Here is a 16,576-nt window from a genome sequence, read left to right on the forward strand (position 1 = left end):
CTCGAGTTCCCCGGCGCGTACCCTGGCTGCCATGTCTGCCGAAGAGCCGCTGTTCCAGGTCGTCCGCGGGGTACCGACCGCCGAGGAACTGGCCGCGCTGGTCGGCGCGGTCGTCGCCCGGTCACGGCCGGCGGCCGTCGCCGCTCCGATCGCAGCGTCCGCCTGGGCACGCAGCGGCCGGCCGGTCGGCCGGGGAGCGACCGCCGGCCCCGGCGCCTGGCGCGCCTACAGCCTGCCCCGCTGAACCGGCCCGCTCCGCGCCACTGTTCCTGCACCGCGTTCGTTCCGTCGCCCCGCATCCGGCCCGGTCGCAATCGTGGGGCTGCCAGGGTCGCCTCCACCCGTTAACCTCACTCAGGGAAACGGAGCCGTCACGGCATGGGAGGGTCGATGATCCCTGAGGAGGAGCGCCCCGCGGCCTGGCTGAGGGGCTACGGGGCCATCGACGCCGACATCCACCAGCTGAGAGAGTTCGCCGACCGGCTCGCGGCCGAGGTCGAACGCAACTACGCGCCGCACCTGTCCTACATCGCCCAGGACGTGACGGCACCGCTGCCCAACCCCTGCGACGCGTTCATCGAGCTGGTGCACTTCCTGCAGGCCCATCACGAGACGCAGCAGGCCAGCGTCGACATGGTCTGGGGCGTGTGCGGGGCCACCGGCCACCTCGCCGCAGCCGCGGGCACCGTCGCCGACCGGTACGCAGGGGCCGACGCCTTCTCCGCAGCCCGGGTGGCCGACGTCGAGAACGCGCTCACCGACCCGCGCGCGGTCCTGCCCGCCGGTCCGCCGTCCGTGCTGCTCAGCGACCCGACCGGCCCCGAAACCGACCCGGTGGTGCGCGCATGATCGAGCGGGGCGGCGGCCGTACGTCCGGCCTCACCGACTGGCACCGAATGGACGTGAACAGCATGTGGGCCTGCCTGCAGGACCACGACACCACCAACCACTGGAAGCAGGTCGCCGGCTGGCGCAAGATCTGCGACCTGGCGCAAACCCACCTCAGCCGGCTCCAGGAATACCGGCGAGGACTCGCCGAGGTGTGGCCTCCGGCCACCAACACGGCCGCCCACGCGTACCTCGCCCGACTCGACGAGCTGATCGACAAGGTGCGCCGCACCCACGACGCCGCCGCCACCAACTACACCACGCTCGCCGCCGCCACCCAGGCCATCAGCGGCACCCGCGCCAGCCTTCAGAAGATCCACGAGGAGTACGCGGCCAAACTCCAGCAGAAGCAGGCGTACGAAGCGATAACCGCCGACCCGAAGGCGGTCATGGGCAGCCGCTTACCTGACCGGCCAGTCACCGACGCCGACCTGGAGCAACTGAACGTACGAGCGCGCGGCATCATGTACGGCCTCAGCACCGAACTCCAACAAGCCCAAGTGGCACTACGCCAACCTCCATCGCCGATGAGGCCGCCAAGCCAGTCGGACAACCCCGATGTCTACGGGCCAGGCCCTACACCAGCAGTTCCGCCCGTCGTCCCGATGCCCGCACTACCGCCCGCACGGACAGAGTCAGTGACCCTCGGCAGAGGAACAATTCTGCCCGCCGCAGCCGCGTCGTCATCAATCGGGCCAGTGTTGGGTGCCGCCAATGGACCGACGATTTCTCCGCCCAAGATGGAAACGCCAACAGCACCACCATCGATGATCCCCAGTTCAACGCCTAACCCGCCTTCAGGAACACCTGCCCTACCCACCGTTCGTGACGCCCGTGGCCTAGCCTCGAATGCTTCGGGTAGGTTCAGTATTAGCGACCGCAATATTCCGCCAACTGCGCGCCCATCGCCTCAACCGCGAGCAATGCCGTTCGGCGGGCTAATCGGAAATGCCCCGGGCTCGGCCACCGGACATCCGACCTCGAGCAGTTCTCAGGCGGGTCGGCCCAATCCTGTCAATGGAGTAATAGGGGGCGGCGCCGGTACAACACCTGCGGGTGGAGCGGGTTCCCGCCCCGGCAGAGGTCGCGGCTTCGGATCGCCGCCATTCGGCGCCGCGCCAAATATGGGAACGAGTGCCATTCCGGGCGGCGGCGAGGCAACCCGAACTCAAGCCCCCTGGGCTTCCGACGGGAAGAAGTCAAGGAAGTGGGATCCGACCAATCCATGGGAGGTCGACAGAGGCGTCAATCCCGTAGTGATGCCTCCCGACGAAGATGGCCCCATTGATCCCGGCCCGGCCATCGGTCTCAAGCGGTGATCCTTCATGCAACAGCCTCGACAGTTGCACTGCTTGCAGCCTTCAGTACGGCACCATGCGAGCCCGCGTGCCCAACGGTAGCCATCTATCGAGCTGAGCCCATGCAGGAAGGCGTCGATCTGGTTCGGGATGATCAGTGGCATTTGAGGTACCTAAAGGCCACTGAAGCCCATCAGCTGTCACAAGGCGAGGGTGTCGTCGTTGCAGTACCCGATACTGGTGTAGACCAACATCCAGACTTGCGGAATAACCTGTTGCCAGGAGTTGATATTATTCCTGGCGGCACCGGGGATGGGCGAGAGGATAGGGATAGCCACGGAACATCAATGGCGGGACTAATTGCAGCTCATGGTCGAGGCGACACCAAAGGAGCGCTCGGAATTGCGCCACAAGCCAAAATTCTACCAATCCTCGACTCACCCCCGCATGGTAGAGGCGAGCCGACGGCCTTGGCCCAAGGAATTGAATATGCCGTAGCGCAAGGCGCAGATGTCATCAACATATCCAGTGCAGGCAGCGCCACCCCACGCCTAAAACAAGCTGTCCGAACTGCAATAGCCGCGGACATTGTCATCGTCGCAGCGGTAGGAAACAGGCCGGAAGACAGCAGGGTTGCCTATCCCGCGTCTGAGGACGCGGTTATAGCCGTCGGCGGCGTAACGCGATCCGGCATTTATGCAGAAGTCTCCGTTAAAGGGCCCGAGATCGACCTCGTCGCGCCCGCAGTAGACATCTACAGCACCAGCTACGACGGGAAGTATTCGAAGGGCACCGGAACATCGGGGGCTACGGCGATCGTGGCTGGGGCGGTGGCGTTGATTCGGTCGAAGTACCCGTACCTGCCGGCGCGGGAGGTCGTGCATCGGCTGACCGCCACAGCCATCGACAAGGGCCCGCCTGGGCGGGACGACGAGTACGGCTACGGCGTGATCGATATCGTCGCGGCGTTGACTGCTGACGTACCGCCGCTTGGGTTCGAATCGTCAACGCCGAGCGCACCGGCGGGCGGCGGCCCGAGCACGACGGCGGCCGCGGAACCTCCCGGCGACAGTTTCAGCAGCGGCAACGCGGCGACCATCCGCGGGCTGGCCACGCTCGGTGTGATCGTGGCCGTCGGCGTGACGTGGGCGGTGATCGTGCGTCGACGGCGGCGCAGCGATGACCCGCCGCCGCGGATCAGCCGCTGACGAGCGCCCTACGCGTGGTTTGTGGCAATTACAGCCGCGGTGCGGGGCCCGGCGACCGTTGGTCAACTCACCTTCCTTGAAGTCGGGGTGTCCCAGGCGCGGCGATACCCCGACTTCAAGGAAGGTGAGTTGATCTTGCGTCTGCGGCGCCAGACGATGCCAGGCAGCGCCGCGCCAGGCAGCGCCGCGCCAGGCAACGCCAAGCGACGCCGCGCCACGCAACGCAAACGCCTTGCCAGGCGACGCCGCGCCAGACCGGACCAGGCACGGCACCCGGGCGAGGGTCCACAACACCAGACGGGCCCGCAGCGCACCGGACGCCGCACCACCACCAGCCCGGGACCGCACCACCACCAGCCGGGGCCGAAGCGCACCGTGCCACGCCGCACCACCACCAGCCCGGGACCGCACCACCACCAGCCCGGACCCCACCGTGACCCGGGCGGGACCGCACCACAACCAGGCCGGGCCGCGCCAGACCAGGTGGGAGGAGTGGGGCGCCGGGCGGGGTGTGCCGGGTGCCGCACGGCCCGTTGTTGAAGTTGAGCCGGTAACGTCGGCGGGGTGCGTGATCAGCTGCCGCTCCGCCTCGTGCTCGCCTCTGCGAGTCCCGCCCGCCGCAAGATCCTGCAAGCCGCCGGCATCGAGCCGGATGTGCTGGTCAGCGGTGTCGACGAATCCCTGGTGGTTACGGACCGGGCCGACGAGCTCTGCCTGGAGTTGGCTCGGTTGAAGGCGCAGGCGGTGCTCACCCGGCTGCGTCCGGCCACCGACCAGCGCACTCTGGTGATCGGCTGCGACTCGGTACTCGAGTTCGATGGTGAGGTCCTCGGCAAGCCGGCTGATTCTGCCGACGCCGGGCGGCGCTGGCGCCGGATGCGTGGACGCAGTGGCGTCCTGCACAGTGGCCACTGCCTCATCGACGTTACGGCGGCGCGCCGCGCCGAGGCGGTCGCCTCCACGGTGGTCCACTTCGCGGACATCAGCGACGAGGAGATCGACACGTACGTGGCCACCGGTGAGCCGCTGGCCGTGGCGGGGGCCTTCACGATCGACGGCTTGGGCGGCCCGTTCGTGCAGCGAATCGAGGGTGACCCGAGCACGGTCATCGGGCTATCGCTGCCCCTGCTCCGCAAGCTTTTCGCCGACCTCGGCCTGCGGATCACCGACTTGTGGACGAAGGTTGCGCCGGGCGGCCAATCGGTCGAGCCGCTCGGCTAGCGTGCCACCATGACCACCAAGTCGATCCCGCTGACGGACGAGCTGCACGCGTATCTCGTCGGGCACGGCTCGCCGCCTGACGAGATCATCCGTGACCTCGCCGAGGAGACCCGCGCCGTGCTGCCGGACCAGGCGACCATGCAGGTCGCGCCGGAACAGGCGGCGTTCCTGACCTTCCTCACCCGGCTGATGGGTGCGCGGAAGGCGGTGGAGGTGGGCACCTTCACCGGCCTCTCCGCGCTGGCCATCGCCCGCGGGCTGGCCGACGGCGGGCGACTCACCTGCTTCGACATCTCCGAGGAGTACACCGGGATCGCCCGCCGCTACTGGGCGCGGGCCGAGGTGGACGACCGGATCGAGCTGCGTATCGGCCCGGCCGGGGACACTCTGCGCGAGCTGCCACACAAACGGTATCTCGACTTCGCGTTCATCGACGCGGACAAGACTGGTTACCCGATCTACTGGGCGGAGCTGGTGCCACGGATGCGCCCCGGTGGCGTGATCGCCGTGGACAACGTGCTGCGCGGCGGCAGGGTGATCGCCCCACAGGACGAAGGCGACCGGGCGATCGCCGCCTTCAACGACGAGGTGCTCGCCGACGTCCGGGTCGACGCGGTGATGCTGCCGATCGCGGACGGACTCACGCTGGCCCGGGTGCGCTGACCGCACCCGCGAAAGTGCGGTCAACAAACCGCCGCGAGGTGCGAGGTGCGATCAACGCACCACCGCACTGATCGACTCCGGTTCATTGATGTCGGGGTGTCGGACACCCTCCGGCACCCCGACATCAATGAAGCCGTGTGGATCAAGCGCGCCGCGGGCCGAGCGGTACCAGTTTCAGCGGACGGTACGGGCGAACTGCCGGGCCGCCCAGTAGACGCCGAGCACGGCGAGCGCGGCCACGATGGTCAGCCCCTGCCAGACCTTGTCGTTGCCCAGGTCGCCGGCGAAGAGCGCACGGGTGCCGTCGACGGCCCAGGAGAACGGGTTCCAGTCGGCGATGCCCTGCAACCAGCCGGGCGCGAACTGGAGCGGCAGCAGGATGCCGGAGAGCAGCAGCACCGGCTGGGCCACGGTGTTCATCAGCGGGGCCAGGGCGTCCTCGCTCTTGACCTTGAGCGCGACGCCGTAGGAGACGGCCGAGGTCATCAGCGCGATCAGCGCGAGCATCAGGTACGCGAGCAGCAGGTCTCCCAGGACGACACGCAGGTCGAACGCGAGGGCGAGCAGCGTGATGATGATCGCCTGCACGATCAGCGAGACGACGTCCCGCAGCGAGCGGCCGAGCAGCAGGGCGAGCCGGCTGATCGGGGTGACCCGGGACCGCTCGATCACACCGGCGCGCAGTTCGGCGATCAGGCCGAAGCCCTGGAACAAGCCGCCGAAGATGGCCAGCAGCACCAGCAGACCGGGCACGAAGATCTTGTAGGCCGCGGCCTGGGTCGGCGCGTTGAGCGCGGGCTTGAGCAGCGGAGCGAACAGCAGGAGGTACATCACCGGCTGGAAGACGCCGACGAAGACCCAGACCGGGTTACGGATGAGCAGCTGGAACTGTCGTTGGAAGATGAGCCAGGTGTCGCGGGCGAGCTTCATGATCAATCTCCGGTTGGTCAGGACTCGCGCAGCGAGCGGCCGGTCTTGGTGAGGAAGACGTCGTCGAGGCTGGGGCGGTGCAGCTCGATCGAGGAGAGGGCGACACCGACCTGGTCCAGCCGGCGGAGGATCTGCGGGATCGCGGTGGCGCCCTCCTCGACGTACAGCCGCAGACCGCCGTCGTCGACGGTTTCCAGCTTCCGGACGTACGCCTCGCCGTCGAGCGCCTTCGCGGCCTGCGGCGTGCCGACGACGTCGAGGCCGACCTGAACCACGTCGCCGGAGATCTCCCGCTTCAGGTCGGCCGGAGTCCCCTCGGCGACCACCTGGCCATGATCCATGATCGCGATCCGGTCGCAGAGCGCGTCGGCCTCGTCCAGGTAGTGGGTGGTGATGAAGACGGTCATCCCATCGGTACGCAGCCGGCGGATCTCGTCCCACATGTGTGCGCGGCTCTGCGGGTCGAGACCGGTGGTCGGCTCGTCCAGGAAGACGATCTTCGGCTCGTGGATGATGCCGAGGGCGATCTCCACCCGCCGCCGCTGACCGCCGGAGTAGGTCTTGCACTTGCGGTCGGCGAACTCGGCGAGCTGGAAGGCGTCGAGGGCGCGCGCCGCGCGCTCGTGCGCCTCGGCTTTGCCGATCCCGTACAGCCGGGCCTGGAGCACCAGCTCTTCGCGGTCGGTGGATTCGTCCCAGGTGCTGCCGCCCTGGGCCACGTAGCCGATCCGGCGGCGCACCTCGCCCGGCGCCTTACGCAGGTCGGCGCCCGCGATGATCGCCTCACCGTCGTCCGGCTCGATGAGCGTGGCGAGCATGCGCAGCGTGGTCGTCTTGCCGGCGCCGTTGGGGCCGAGGAATCCGAAGATCTCTCCCTCGGTGACGGTCAGGTCGACGCCGCGGACCGCTTCGACGGTCTTCGTCTCCCGCCCGGCGCGGGAGCGGAAGGACTTGCGTAATCCCCTGGTCTCGATCAATGCGTGCTCCTGGTCGTCCGGGCCGGTACGGCCGGGTCGGCGGGGAAGGCAGCGCGGTCGGCCGCCGCCGGGCCGCCGATGGCCGGCGCGGGACGGCGTTCTTCCCCTACGTCGCAACGAGGCTAACGCGATATAGCTTTTCTGGTCAACGTTGATTATTCAGACTGGGACGGATGCCTGGGCAGTTGCTGCTCCCACCCGGACCAACCTTCCGCCCGCTCCAGTCCAGCAGGCAGGTACGACACACCGGAGTCGAGGCGTTCTGCGATGCGCTCGCACCAGGCGGCCTCGACTTCCGCCCGGGCCGTCCAGAGCTCGAACATCCAACCCACGTGGACCGGCTTGGTGTCGCGCAGCCAGTCCGACTCCAACGAGGTCCGCATCCACGCCATCCCGGCCCGCAGCAGGATCGCCCGGTTACGCAGCGCGGCCGCCGCCTCGTCGCGGGGCAGCGCCGGCAGGAAGGAGAAGGCGGCCGCGAACGGGTCCGTCGGCTCGTTCACCTGCCACCAGAGCCCACGCAGCAGCGACTCGAACTCCTCCTGGCCCTTCTCGGTGATCTCGTACGTCGTGCGGGCCGGCCGGCCGCCGACCTGCTCGGTCGCGACCGTCCGCAGCAGCCCCTCCTCGGTCAGCTTGCGCAGTGCGTGGTAGATCGAGCCGGGCTGTACGTTCGCCCACTTGTCGGCGCTCCAGCTGAGCAGCTCGCGGCGCACGTCGTAGCCGTGCACGGGCTGCATCCAGCGGACCAGACCGAGAATCATCATTCGCGTGGCAGACACGGAAGAAGCGTATTAGGCAAAGTTGACTAAGGCGCGATGTGACCGCGCCCCAACCCGCACTGAGCGATCGTTAGGGCCACTTCGGTGGCCTATACACTCCCGGTCAATGACCTCCCGGGAGGAGCCCCCACGGTGCGTAAGGTACTCATCGCCAACCGCGGCGAGATCGCCGTTCGCGTCATTCGCGCCTGCCGCGACGCCGGTCTGGAGAGCGTCGCCGTCTACGCTGACTCCGACCGGGACGCGCTGCACGCGACGCTCGCCGACGAGGCGTACGCCCTGGGCGGGGACACCGCGGCGGACAGCTACCTGCGCATCGACAAGCTGATCGACATCGCGGCCAGGTCCGGGGCCGACGCCGTGCACCCGGGCTACGGTTTTCTCTCCGAGAACGCCGATTTCGCCCAGGCCGTCATCGACGCGGGGCTGACCTGGATCGGCCCGACCCCGCAGGCGATCCGCGACCTCGGCGACAAGGTGACCGCCCGGCACATCGCCCAGCGCGCCGGCGCGCCGTTGGTCCCCGGCACCCCGGACCCGGTCACCGGCGCCGACGAGGTGATGGCGTTCGCCGTCGACCACGGCCTGCCGGTCGCGATCAAGGCCGCCTTCGGCGGTGGCGGGCGGGGCCTCAAGGTCGCCCGCACCATGGAGGAGATCCCGCAGCTGTTCGAGTCGGCCACCCGCGAGGCGGTCGCGGCGTTCGGCCGCGGTGAGTGCTTCGTCGAGCGCTACCTCGACAAGCCACGCCACGTCGAGGCGCAGGTCCTGGCCGACCAGCACGGCAATGTGATCGTGGTGGGCACCCGGGACTGCTCACTCCAGCGGCGGCACCAGAAGCTGGTCGAGGAGGCGCCCGCGCCGTTCCTCACCGACGCCCAGCGCGCACAGATCCACGAGAGCGCCAAGGCGATCTGCCGCGAAGCCGGCTACCACGGCGCCGGTACCGTCGAATACCTGGTCGGCGGCGACGGCACCATCTCCTTCCTGGAGGTGAACACCCGGCTCCAGGTCGAGCACCCGGTCACCGAGGAGACCGCCGGCATCGACCTCGTCCGCGAGCAGTTCCGCATCGCCGACGGGGAGAAGCTGCGCTTCGCGGGGGACCCGACCCCTCGTGGGCACGCCATCGAGTTCCGGATCAACGGCGAGGATCCCGGCCGCAACTTCCTGCCCGCCCCGGGTGCCATCACCGCGCTGCGACTGCCGACCGGCCCCGGCGTACGGGTGGACACCGGCATCTCGGCCGGTGACGTGATCGGTGGCAACTTCGACTCGCTGCTGGCCAAGGTGATCATCGTCGGGGAGACCCGTACCGAGGCGTTGGAGCGGGCCCGCCGGGCGCTCGACGAGATGGTCGTCGACGGCATGGCGACGGCCCTGCCGTTCCATCGCCTGGTGGTCCGGGACCCGGCCTTCACCTCGGAGCCGTTCACCGTACACACCCGGTGGATCGAGACCGAGTTCGACAACACGGTCCCGCCGTTCACCGCGACCCCCGGCCCCGCCGCCGAGCCGGCCGAACGGGAGACCGTCGTGGTCGAGGTGGGCGGCAAGCGGCTGGAGGTCACCCTGCCGGCCGGTCTGGGCGCGGGTACGAGCACGGCCGCGCCGGCCGCCCGCAAGCCGGCCCGCCGGGGCGGTGGTGCCGCCAAGGCCGGTGCCACGGTCAGCGGCGACGCGCTCACCTCCCCCATGCAGGGCACCATCGTCAAGGTCGCCGTGGCGGACGGGGACAGCGTCGCCGAGGGTGACCTGATCGTGGTGCTGGAGGCGATGAAGATGGAGCAGCCGCTGCACGCCCACAAGGCGGGCGCGGTCAGTGGCCTGACCACGGACGTCGGCGCGGTGATCACCGCGGGCGCCGCGATCTGCACCATCTCCTGACGCTTTCGAACGGGCGCGCCCTCCGGATGCGAGGGCCCGCCCGTTCGTGTGTCAGCGGAGGGCCTCGGCGGCCACCGCCCGTACCGCGCTGGTGAGGGCGTTCAGCGCCGCCGACTCCAGCCGCCAGTGCTGCCAGTACAGCGGCACGTCCACCTGCCGGCCCGGGGCGATGTCGACGCACACCCCGGACGCCAGGTCGTCCTCGGCGATCTGCTCGGGCACCAGACCCCAGCCGAGCCCGTGCCGGATGGTCTCGCTGAACGCCGGCACCGACGGCACGTAGTGCACGGGCGGGTCCAGCGTCCGTCCGGTCACCGTACGGATGAAGCGGTGCTGCAACCGGTCCTTCCGATCGAAGACGACCGCGGGCGCGGCGGCCAGCGCCGCCGGGGTCGTACCGTCGGCGAAGTTCGTGGCGGCCAGCGCCGGGGCGGCCAGCGCCCGGTAGCGCATGGCACCGAGCGGGCGTACCCGGCAGCCCTGGACCGCCTCGCGTTGTGCGGTCACCGCCGCCGTCACCACGCCGTCGCGGAGCAGTTCGGCGGTGTGGTCCTGGTCCTCCTGCCGGATGTCGAGGGAGAGTTCCAGCCCTTCGGGCAGCCGGGCCAGCGCGGCGGGGAACCAGGTGGCGAGCGAGTCCGCGTTCACCACCACGGCCAGCCGGGTCCGCGTGCCGGCGCCGGTGAGCGGGCCGCGGGCGTCGGCCAACGCCTCCCGCTCCAGGAGTACGACTTGCCCGGCGAGACGCAGCAGCGGCGCGCCCGCCTCGGTGGCCACGCAGGGGCGGGCCCGCCGGACGAGCACCTGCCCGACCGTCTCCTCCAGTGCCTTGACCCGCTGGCTCACGGCCGACGGGGTGACGTGCAGCAGCCGGGCCGCCGACTCGAAGCTGCCCTCCGAGACCACGGCGGCGAGGGTACGCAGCTGCACGAAGTCGAGCCCTTCCATCAGCACAGCTTAACTAGGCTCAAAATCTTTAGCTCGACTCATGCAATGCGCCCACCTACGGTCGGTGACGTGCTCAGCTCCGCCGCCGCCGGCTTCTCCGTCTCCATCGCCCTGATCGTCGCCATCGGGGCGCAGAATGCCTTCGTCCTGCGTCAGGGCCTGCGCCGGGAGCACGTCGTACCCGTCGTCCTCACCTGCGCCGCCTCGGACGCGCTGCTGATCGGGGCGGGCATCGCCGGTGTCGGCACGCTGGTGACCGGCCGGCCCGTCCTGCTCACCGCGATCCGCTGGGGCGGTGCCGCGTTCCTGCTCTGCTACGCGGCGCTCGCCGCTCGCCGCGCCCTGCGGCCCGGCGCGCTGCTGCCCACCGAGCGGCCGCCGGCCACCCTGGGCGCCACCCTGCTGGCCTGCCTCGCCTTCACCTACCTGAACCCGCACGTCTACCTCGACACCGTGCTCCTCCTCGGCGGGATCGCCCAGCAGCACCCGCACCGCTGGCTCTTCGGCGGCGGCGCCGCCCTGGCCAGCGTGATCTGGTTCACGGCACTCGGCGCCGGCGCGCACCGGCTCGCCCCGCTGCTGGCGCGTGTCACCGCCTGGCGGGTCTTGGACGGAGTGATCGCCACCCTGATGGCCGGGCTCGCGCTGGCCCTGCTGCTCGGCTGATTCCCGGCCACCGCCCCCGCGATCAAGAGCTTTGCGTCGGATTGGTGACGCCTGCTGACCGAAACCTCTTGATCACCGACGGGGAGGTGGGGGTGGGGGTGGGGGTGTTTTCGGCTACCAAGGGGGGCGGTACGGGTGCTGGGCAGCCATGATTGCCGGGTGCGGTTCCTTCACGGCGCGGTCCCCGCGCACGACCTGACCTACAACGACGTCTTCATGGCGCCGTCCCGTTCCGACCTGGGCTCCCGCCTCGACGTCGACCTCGCCAGCTCCGACGGCACCGGTACCACGATCCCACTCGTGGTGTCGAACATGACAGCGGTCGCCGGCCGGCGGATGGCCGAGACGGTGGCCCGGCGGGGCGCGGTCGCGGTCATCCCCCAGGACATCCCGATCGACGTGGTGGCGAACGTCGTGTCCTGGGTCAAACAGCGCCACCTGGTCTACGACACCCCGATCACCCTCGGTCCGACGGACACCGTCGGCGATGCCATCCACCTGCTGCCCAAGCGCGCGCACGGCGCGGTGATCGTGGTGGACGGGGCCGGCCGGCCGCTGGGCGTGGTCACCGAGGCGGACACCGTGGGCGTGGACCGGTTCGCCCAGTTGCGCCACGTGATGTCCACCGAGCTGCACACCATCCCCGCGGACGCGGATCCGCGTACCGGGTTCGACCTGCTCTCCGCCGGTCGCCGCCGGCTCGCCCCGGTGGTCGACGCGCAGGGGCGGCTGGTCGGCGTACTGACCCGCAAGGGGGCGCTGCGGGCGACCCTGTACCGGCCGGCAGTGGACGAGCAGGGACGGCTGCGGATCGCGGCGGCGATCGGCATCAACGGCGACGTCACCGGTAAGGCCGCCGCGCTGCTGGAGGCCGGCGTGGACACCCTGGTGGTGGACACCGCGCACGGCCACCAGGAGCGGATGATCTCCGCGCTGCGGTCGGTGCGCAGGCTCGACCCGGCGGTTCCGGTGGCGGCCGGCAACGTGGTCACCGCCGAGGGCGTGCGGGACCTGGTCGAGGCCGGGGCCGACATCGTCAAGGTCGGCGTGGGGCCGGGCGCGATGTGCACCACCCGGATGATGACCGGGGTGGGACGGCCGCAGTTCTCAGCAGTGCTCGACTGCGCGGCGGCGGCCCGGGCGCTCGGGCGGCACGTCTGGGCCGACGGCGGCGTCCGGCACCCGCGGGACGTGGCGCTCGCGCTCGCCGCCGGAGCGTCGAACGTCATGATCGGCTCCTGGTTCGCCGGCACGTACGAGTCTCCCGGCGACCTCTACACCGACCCGGACGGCCGGCGTTACAAGGAGAGCTTCGGCATGGCCTCGGCCCGGGCGGTCAGCGCGCGCACCGCGGAGGACAGCCCCTACGACCGAGCCCGGAAGGCGGTCTTCGAGGAGGGCATCTCCTCGGCGCGGATGCATCTCGACCCGACCCGCCCGGGCGTCGAGGACCTGATCGACGAGATCATCGCGGGCGTGCGGAGCTCCTTCACCTACGCCGGAGCCCGGAACCTCTCGGAGTTCCACGAGCGGGCGGTGGTGGGCGTGCAGAGCGCGGCCGGTTACACCGAGGGGATGCCGCTGCCGGCCAGCTGGTGACGGCCGGCCGGCGGTCTACTCGACGAGCCGGCTGATCACGTGTCGGGCGGCCTCGCGCGGCTCGTCGCCGACGCGCGGAGGCAGCGCGCCGGCGAGCCAGAGGGTGGCGAAGCCGTGCACGATCGCCCAGGCGGCGAGGGCGTCCCGTCCGGGGTCGCCCGCGCCACCGTCGCGCGCCGGCAGGCCGGCCACCCGCTCGCGCAGCACGCCGCCGGCCCGGTCGCTGGCGGCCCGCACCTCCGGGTCGTGCGCTCGGTAGAGCTCCGGCCGGAACATCACCTCGAAGTGCGCGCGGTGCCGGACCGCGAAGTCCACGTACGCGACGCCGGCGGCGAGCAGGTCGTCGCCGGCGTCGCGCAGGGTCCCGGCGAGCAGGTCGAAGCCCTGCACGGCGAGCGCGGTGAGCAGGCCGGCCTTGTCGCCGAAGTGATGTGCGGGCGCGGCGTGCGAGACTCCGGCCCGCCGGGCGAGGTCTCGCAGGCTGAGTGCGGCGGGACCGGATTCACCGATCGCCTCCACCGCGGCGTCGAGCAGGGCGCGGCGCAGATCGCCGTGATGGTAGCCACGCGTCGGGGTCATGACGCGATCCTATCTTGCCATTGACAAGATGACACTCGGGACGCAATCTTGTCGATGACAAGTTTCGCAGTCGAGGAGGACGCCATGGCTCCACTGATCACCCTGATCGCCGGTTTCGCACTGGCCCGGATCGCCGGGCTGGCCGGTTTCGACCCCATGGACGGCACGGCCGACGCACTCCGGGTCGGGCTGGCCGCCATGTTCGTGCTCACCGGGCTCGCGCACTTCACCGAGCCCCGCCGATCCGGCCTGATCGCCATGGTCCCGCCACGCCTGCCCCGGCCGGCGCTCCTGGTCACCGTGACCGGCGTGCTCGAACTGGCCGGCGCGGCCGCGCTGCTCATCCCGGCCACGGGCCGCTGGGCAGCGACCGGACTGGGACTGCTGATGCTCGCGATGTTCCCGGCAAACGTCTCGGCCGCACAACGCCGGCTCAACCTGGGCGGACGACCGGTCACGCCACTGGGACCACGTACGGCGCTGCAGGTCGCGTTCATCGCCACCGCGGCGGTAATTTCGTTTGGTGCCTGACCATCAGGTAGCTAACCTGTTGGTCGTGGATCTCGTCACCCTCAACGACCTGCCGATGGGCCGCCTCCTGGCCCTGGCCGGTCACGTGGTCACCCAGCGGTGGAACCGCTTCCTCGCGGAGAAGTTCAACCTCACCCAGGCCGGGATGGTCGCCCTCATGACACTCGACAAGAACGGCCCCATGCCGCACCGCGAGGTGGCCCAGCGCTGTTTCGTACGGCCGGCCACACTGACCGGGATCGTCGACACCCTCGAACGTGACGGGCTGGTCGAGCGGCAGCGCGACGACAGCGACCGGCGCAGCGTACGGCTCGCCATCACCCCCGCCGGCCACGAACGGTTGGCCGGGTTGAGCGTCCTGATCCGGTCCGGGCGGCCGCTCACCTCGGTCGACACCGACCCCGAGAAGGCGGCGGTGATCCGCGAGTTCCTGCTGGAGGTCATCGGTAGTGGAGAGGAACCAGGCATGACCGTGCCCACAGACGGGACGGAAGGTCAGAGGAAATGCTGATCCGACTGCTCCGTAACCACCTGCGCCCGTACTCGAAGCCGCTGGCCGCCGTCGTGCTGCTCCAGTTCGTCGGCACCATGGCCTCGCTCTACCTGCCGAGCCTCAACGCCGACATCATCGACCTGGGCGTGGCTCGCGGCGACACCGGCTACATCATGCGGACCGGAGTCTGGATGCTGGCGGTCAGCCTGGTCCAGATCGTCTGCTCGATCGCCGCGGTGTACTTCGGGGCGCGTACCGCGATGAGCTTCGGCCGGGACACCCGGGCCGCGATCTTCCAGCACGTCAACCGGTTCTCTGCCCGCGAGGTCGCCCGGTTCGGCGCACCGTCGCTCATCACGCGCACCACCAACGACGTGCAGCAGGTGCAGATGCTCGTGCTGCTCAGCTGCACCATGCTCGTGGCCGCCCCGATCATGTGCGTCGGCGGCGTGGTGATGGCGCTACGGGAGGACCTCGGTCTCTCCTGGCTGATGCTCGTCTCGGTACCCGTCCTCGCCGTCGCGTTGTCACTGATCATCCGGCGGATGGTGCCCGGGTTCCGGCTCATGCAGACCCGGATCGACACGGTCAACCGGGTCCTGCGCGAGCAGATCACCGGCATCCGGGTGGTCCGCGCCTTCGTACGCGAGCCGTACGAGACGGAGCGGTTCGGCGTGGCCAACGGCGACCTGAGCGCCACGGCGCTCCGGGTCGGGCGGCTGCTGGCGCTGATCTTCCCGGTGGTGATGCTGGTACTCAACGTCTCCAGCGTCGCGGTGCTCTGGTTCGGCGCGCAGCGGGTCGACTCGGGGGCCATCCAGATCGGCGCGCTCACCGCCTTCCTCCAGTACCTCATGCAGATCCTGATGTCCGTCATGATGGCCACCTTCATGCTGATGATGGTGCCGCGCGCGACGGTCTGCGCCGAGCGCATCGTCGAGGTGCTCGACACCGACACTTCCGTGGCGCCGCCCGCGACCCCGATCGTCGAGGTGCCCGGCCGGGCCGAGTTGGAGCTACGCGACGTGCGGTTCCAGTACCCGGGCGCGGCCGAGCCGGTGCTGCGGGACATCTCGTTCCGGGTGACGCCCGGCACCACCACGGCGATCATCGGCAGCACCGGTGCGGGCAAGACCACCCTGCTGTCGCTGATTCCGCGGCTGGTCGACGTCACCGACGGTGCCGTGCTGGTGGACCGGACGGACGTACGCGATCTGGCACCCGACGAGCTGTGGCGCCGCATCGGCCTGGTGCCCCAGCGGCCGTACCTCTTCACCGGCACGGTCGCGAGCAACCTGCGCTACGGCAACCCGGACGCCACGGACGAGGATCTCTGGGCGGCGCTGGAGATCGCCCAGGCCGCCGACTTCGTGGCGCAGATGTCCAGCGGGCTGGAGGCACCCATCGCGCAGGGCGGCACCAACGTCTCCGGCGGCCAGCGGCAACGGTTGGCCATCGCCCGGGCTCTGGTCCGGAAACCGGAGATCTACCTCTTCGACGACTCGTTCTCCGCGCTCGACCTGGGCACCGACGCGCGGTTGCGGGCGGCACTGCGGCCGGTCACCGCAGACGCCGCCGTGGTGATCGTGGCCCAGCGGGTCTCCACGATCGTCGACGCAGACCAGATCATCGTGCTCGAGAACGGGGGGATCGTCGGAATGGGACGACACGAGGAACTGCTGGAGAGCAGCCCGACGTACGCCGAGATCGTCGCCTCGCAGCAGACCACGGCGGTGCCGGCATGAGCGACCGCAGGGAGCGAATCATCAAGCACAGCGCGGAGAAGCCTCAGGGCGGCGCCGACCGAAGGGAGGTGCCGGCATGAGCGACCGGGCGGTACCGGCGCAGAAACCGGCCGCCGGATCGACACCGCGCCGGGGGCTGGGCGGTGGCCGCGGCCCCGGCT

At 70.1% G+C, this 16,576-nt stretch carries 17 protein-coding genes; 12 read left to right on the forward strand and 5 right to left on the reverse strand.

Features of this window, described 5'->3' with window-relative positions:
- The first annotated feature begins 31 nt into the window (after positions 1 to 31).
- The 6 genes from ABZS42_RS15090 (at position 32) to ABZS42_RS15115 (ending at position 5,278) form a co-directional block, all read left to right on the forward strand.
- Positions 32 to 244 carry an acyl-CoA carboxylase subunit epsilon gene (locus tag ABZS42_RS15090; RefSeq protein ID WP_355145480.1) on the forward strand — a complete coding sequence of 71 codons (213 nt, stop codon included), beginning with the start codon at positions 32 to 34 and terminating at the stop codon, positions 242 to 244.
- 146 nt (positions 245 to 390) lie between these two features.
- Positions 391 to 849, forward strand: coding sequence for a hypothetical protein (locus tag ABZS42_RS15095; protein ID WP_355145482.1), 459 nt, complete (start codon positions 391 to 393; stop codon positions 847 to 849).
- On the forward strand, positions 846 to 2,207 hold the full coding sequence (locus ABZS42_RS15100; RefSeq protein WP_355145484.1) for a hypothetical protein: 1,362 nt from the start codon (positions 846 to 848) through the stop codon (positions 2,205 to 2,207). The genes ABZS42_RS15095 and ABZS42_RS15100 overlap by 4 nt, the downstream gene beginning before the upstream one ends.
- Before the next feature lie 101 nt (positions 2,208 to 2,308).
- Complete coding sequence (gene mycP, locus ABZS42_RS15105) at positions 2,309 to 3,394, forward strand: type VII secretion-associated serine protease mycosin (RefSeq protein WP_355145486.1); 1,086 nt, start codon at positions 2,309 to 2,311, stop codon at positions 3,392 to 3,394.
- 564 nt (positions 3,395 to 3,958) lie between these two features.
- Positions 3,959 to 4,615 (forward strand): Maf family protein, encoded by a 657-nt coding sequence (locus ABZS42_RS15110; protein WP_355145488.1) that lies wholly within the window; start codon positions 3,959 to 3,961, stop codon positions 4,613 to 4,615.
- A 9-nt stretch (positions 4,616 to 4,624) separates the two neighbouring features.
- Positions 4,625 to 5,278, forward strand: a complete 654-nt coding sequence (locus ABZS42_RS15115; protein WP_355145490.1) for an O-methyltransferase — start codon at positions 4,625 to 4,627, stop codon at positions 5,276 to 5,278.
- A 174-nt stretch (positions 5,279 to 5,452) separates the two neighbouring features.
- Here ABZS42_RS15115 and ABZS42_RS15120 read toward each other — a convergent pair whose 3' ends face one another.
- The 3 genes from ABZS42_RS15120 to ABZS42_RS15130 form a co-directional block, all read right to left on the reverse strand.
- Complete coding sequence (locus ABZS42_RS15120; RefSeq protein ID WP_355145492.1) at positions 5,453 to 6,208, reverse strand: ABC transporter permease; 756 nt, start codon at positions 6,206 to 6,208, stop codon at positions 5,453 to 5,455.
- Positions 6,209 to 6,225: 17 nt separating this feature from the next.
- Positions 6,226 to 7,185 (reverse strand): ATP-binding cassette domain-containing protein, encoded by a 960-nt coding sequence (locus tag ABZS42_RS15125; protein ID WP_355145494.1) that lies wholly within the window; start codon positions 7,183 to 7,185, stop codon positions 6,226 to 6,228.
- Between the two features lie 155 nt (positions 7,186 to 7,340).
- Complete coding sequence (locus tag ABZS42_RS15130) at positions 7,341 to 7,952, reverse strand: PadR family transcriptional regulator (RefSeq protein WP_355145675.1); 612 nt, start codon at positions 7,950 to 7,952, stop codon at positions 7,341 to 7,343.
- Between the two features lie 147 nt (positions 7,953 to 8,099).
- Between ABZS42_RS15130 and ABZS42_RS15135 the strand changes: the two genes are divergently transcribed.
- Positions 8,100 to 9,854 carry a biotin carboxylase N-terminal domain-containing protein gene (locus ABZS42_RS15135; RefSeq protein WP_355145496.1) on the forward strand — a complete coding sequence of 585 codons (1,755 nt, stop codon included), beginning with the start codon at positions 8,100 to 8,102 and terminating at the stop codon, positions 9,852 to 9,854.
- Between the two features lie 51 nt (positions 9,855 to 9,905).
- Here the strand turns inward: ABZS42_RS15135 and ABZS42_RS15140 are convergent, their stop codons facing one another.
- Positions 9,906 to 10,802 (reverse strand): LysR family transcriptional regulator ArgP, encoded by an 897-nt coding sequence (locus tag ABZS42_RS15140; protein WP_355145498.1) that lies wholly within the window; start codon positions 10,800 to 10,802, stop codon positions 9,906 to 9,908.
- A gap of 69 nt (positions 10,803 to 10,871) precedes the next feature.
- Here ABZS42_RS15140 and ABZS42_RS15145 point away from each other — a divergent pair, with 69 nt between their 5' ends.
- Together ABZS42_RS15145 and ABZS42_RS15150 are read left to right on the forward strand one after the other, a co-directional pair.
- Positions 10,872 to 11,468 carry a LysE/ArgO family amino acid transporter gene (locus tag ABZS42_RS15145; protein ID WP_355145500.1) on the forward strand — a complete coding sequence of 199 codons (597 nt, stop codon included), beginning with the start codon at positions 10,872 to 10,874 and terminating at the stop codon, positions 11,466 to 11,468.
- 159 nt (positions 11,469 to 11,627) lie between these two features.
- Positions 11,628 to 13,067 (forward strand): GuaB1 family IMP dehydrogenase-related protein, encoded by a 1,440-nt coding sequence (locus ABZS42_RS15150; RefSeq protein ID WP_355145502.1) that lies wholly within the window; start codon positions 11,628 to 11,630, stop codon positions 13,065 to 13,067.
- 15 nt (positions 13,068 to 13,082) lie between these two features.
- Here ABZS42_RS15150 and ABZS42_RS15155 read toward each other — a convergent pair whose 3' ends face one another.
- Positions 13,083 to 13,646, reverse strand: a complete 564-nt coding sequence (locus ABZS42_RS15155; RefSeq protein WP_355145504.1) for a TetR/AcrR family transcriptional regulator — start codon at positions 13,644 to 13,646, stop codon at positions 13,083 to 13,085.
- Positions 13,647 to 13,730: 84 nt separating this feature from the next.
- Here ABZS42_RS15155 and ABZS42_RS15160 point away from each other — a divergent pair, with 84 nt between their 5' ends.
- Genes ABZS42_RS15160 through ABZS42_RS15170 form a run of 3 tightly spaced genes read left to right on the forward strand, consistent with a single transcriptional unit; the run spans position 13,731 to position 16,415 of the window.
- Positions 13,731 to 14,177 carry a DoxX family protein gene (locus ABZS42_RS15160; RefSeq protein ID WP_355145677.1) on the forward strand — a complete coding sequence of 149 codons (447 nt, stop codon included), beginning with the start codon at positions 13,731 to 13,733 and terminating at the stop codon, positions 14,175 to 14,177.
- Between the two features lie 25 nt (positions 14,178 to 14,202).
- Positions 14,203 to 14,688 carry a MarR family transcriptional regulator gene (locus ABZS42_RS15165; RefSeq protein WP_355145506.1) on the forward strand — a complete coding sequence of 162 codons (486 nt, stop codon included), beginning with the start codon at positions 14,203 to 14,205 and terminating at the stop codon, positions 14,686 to 14,688.
- Positions 14,682 to 16,415: an ABC transporter ATP-binding protein gene (locus ABZS42_RS15170; RefSeq protein ID WP_355145508.1), complete on the forward strand. Its 1,734-nt coding sequence runs from the start codon at positions 14,682 to 14,684 to the stop codon at positions 16,413 to 16,415. Before ABZS42_RS15165 ends, ABZS42_RS15170 begins: the two co-directional genes overlap by 7 nt.
- The last annotated feature ends 161 nt before the right edge of the window (positions 16,416 to 16,576 follow it).

It is taken from the genome of Micromonospora sp. NPDC005367 (assembly GCF_040606825.1).
Taxonomy (GTDB): domain Bacteria; phylum Actinomycetota; class Actinomycetes; order Mycobacteriales; family Micromonosporaceae; genus Micromonospora.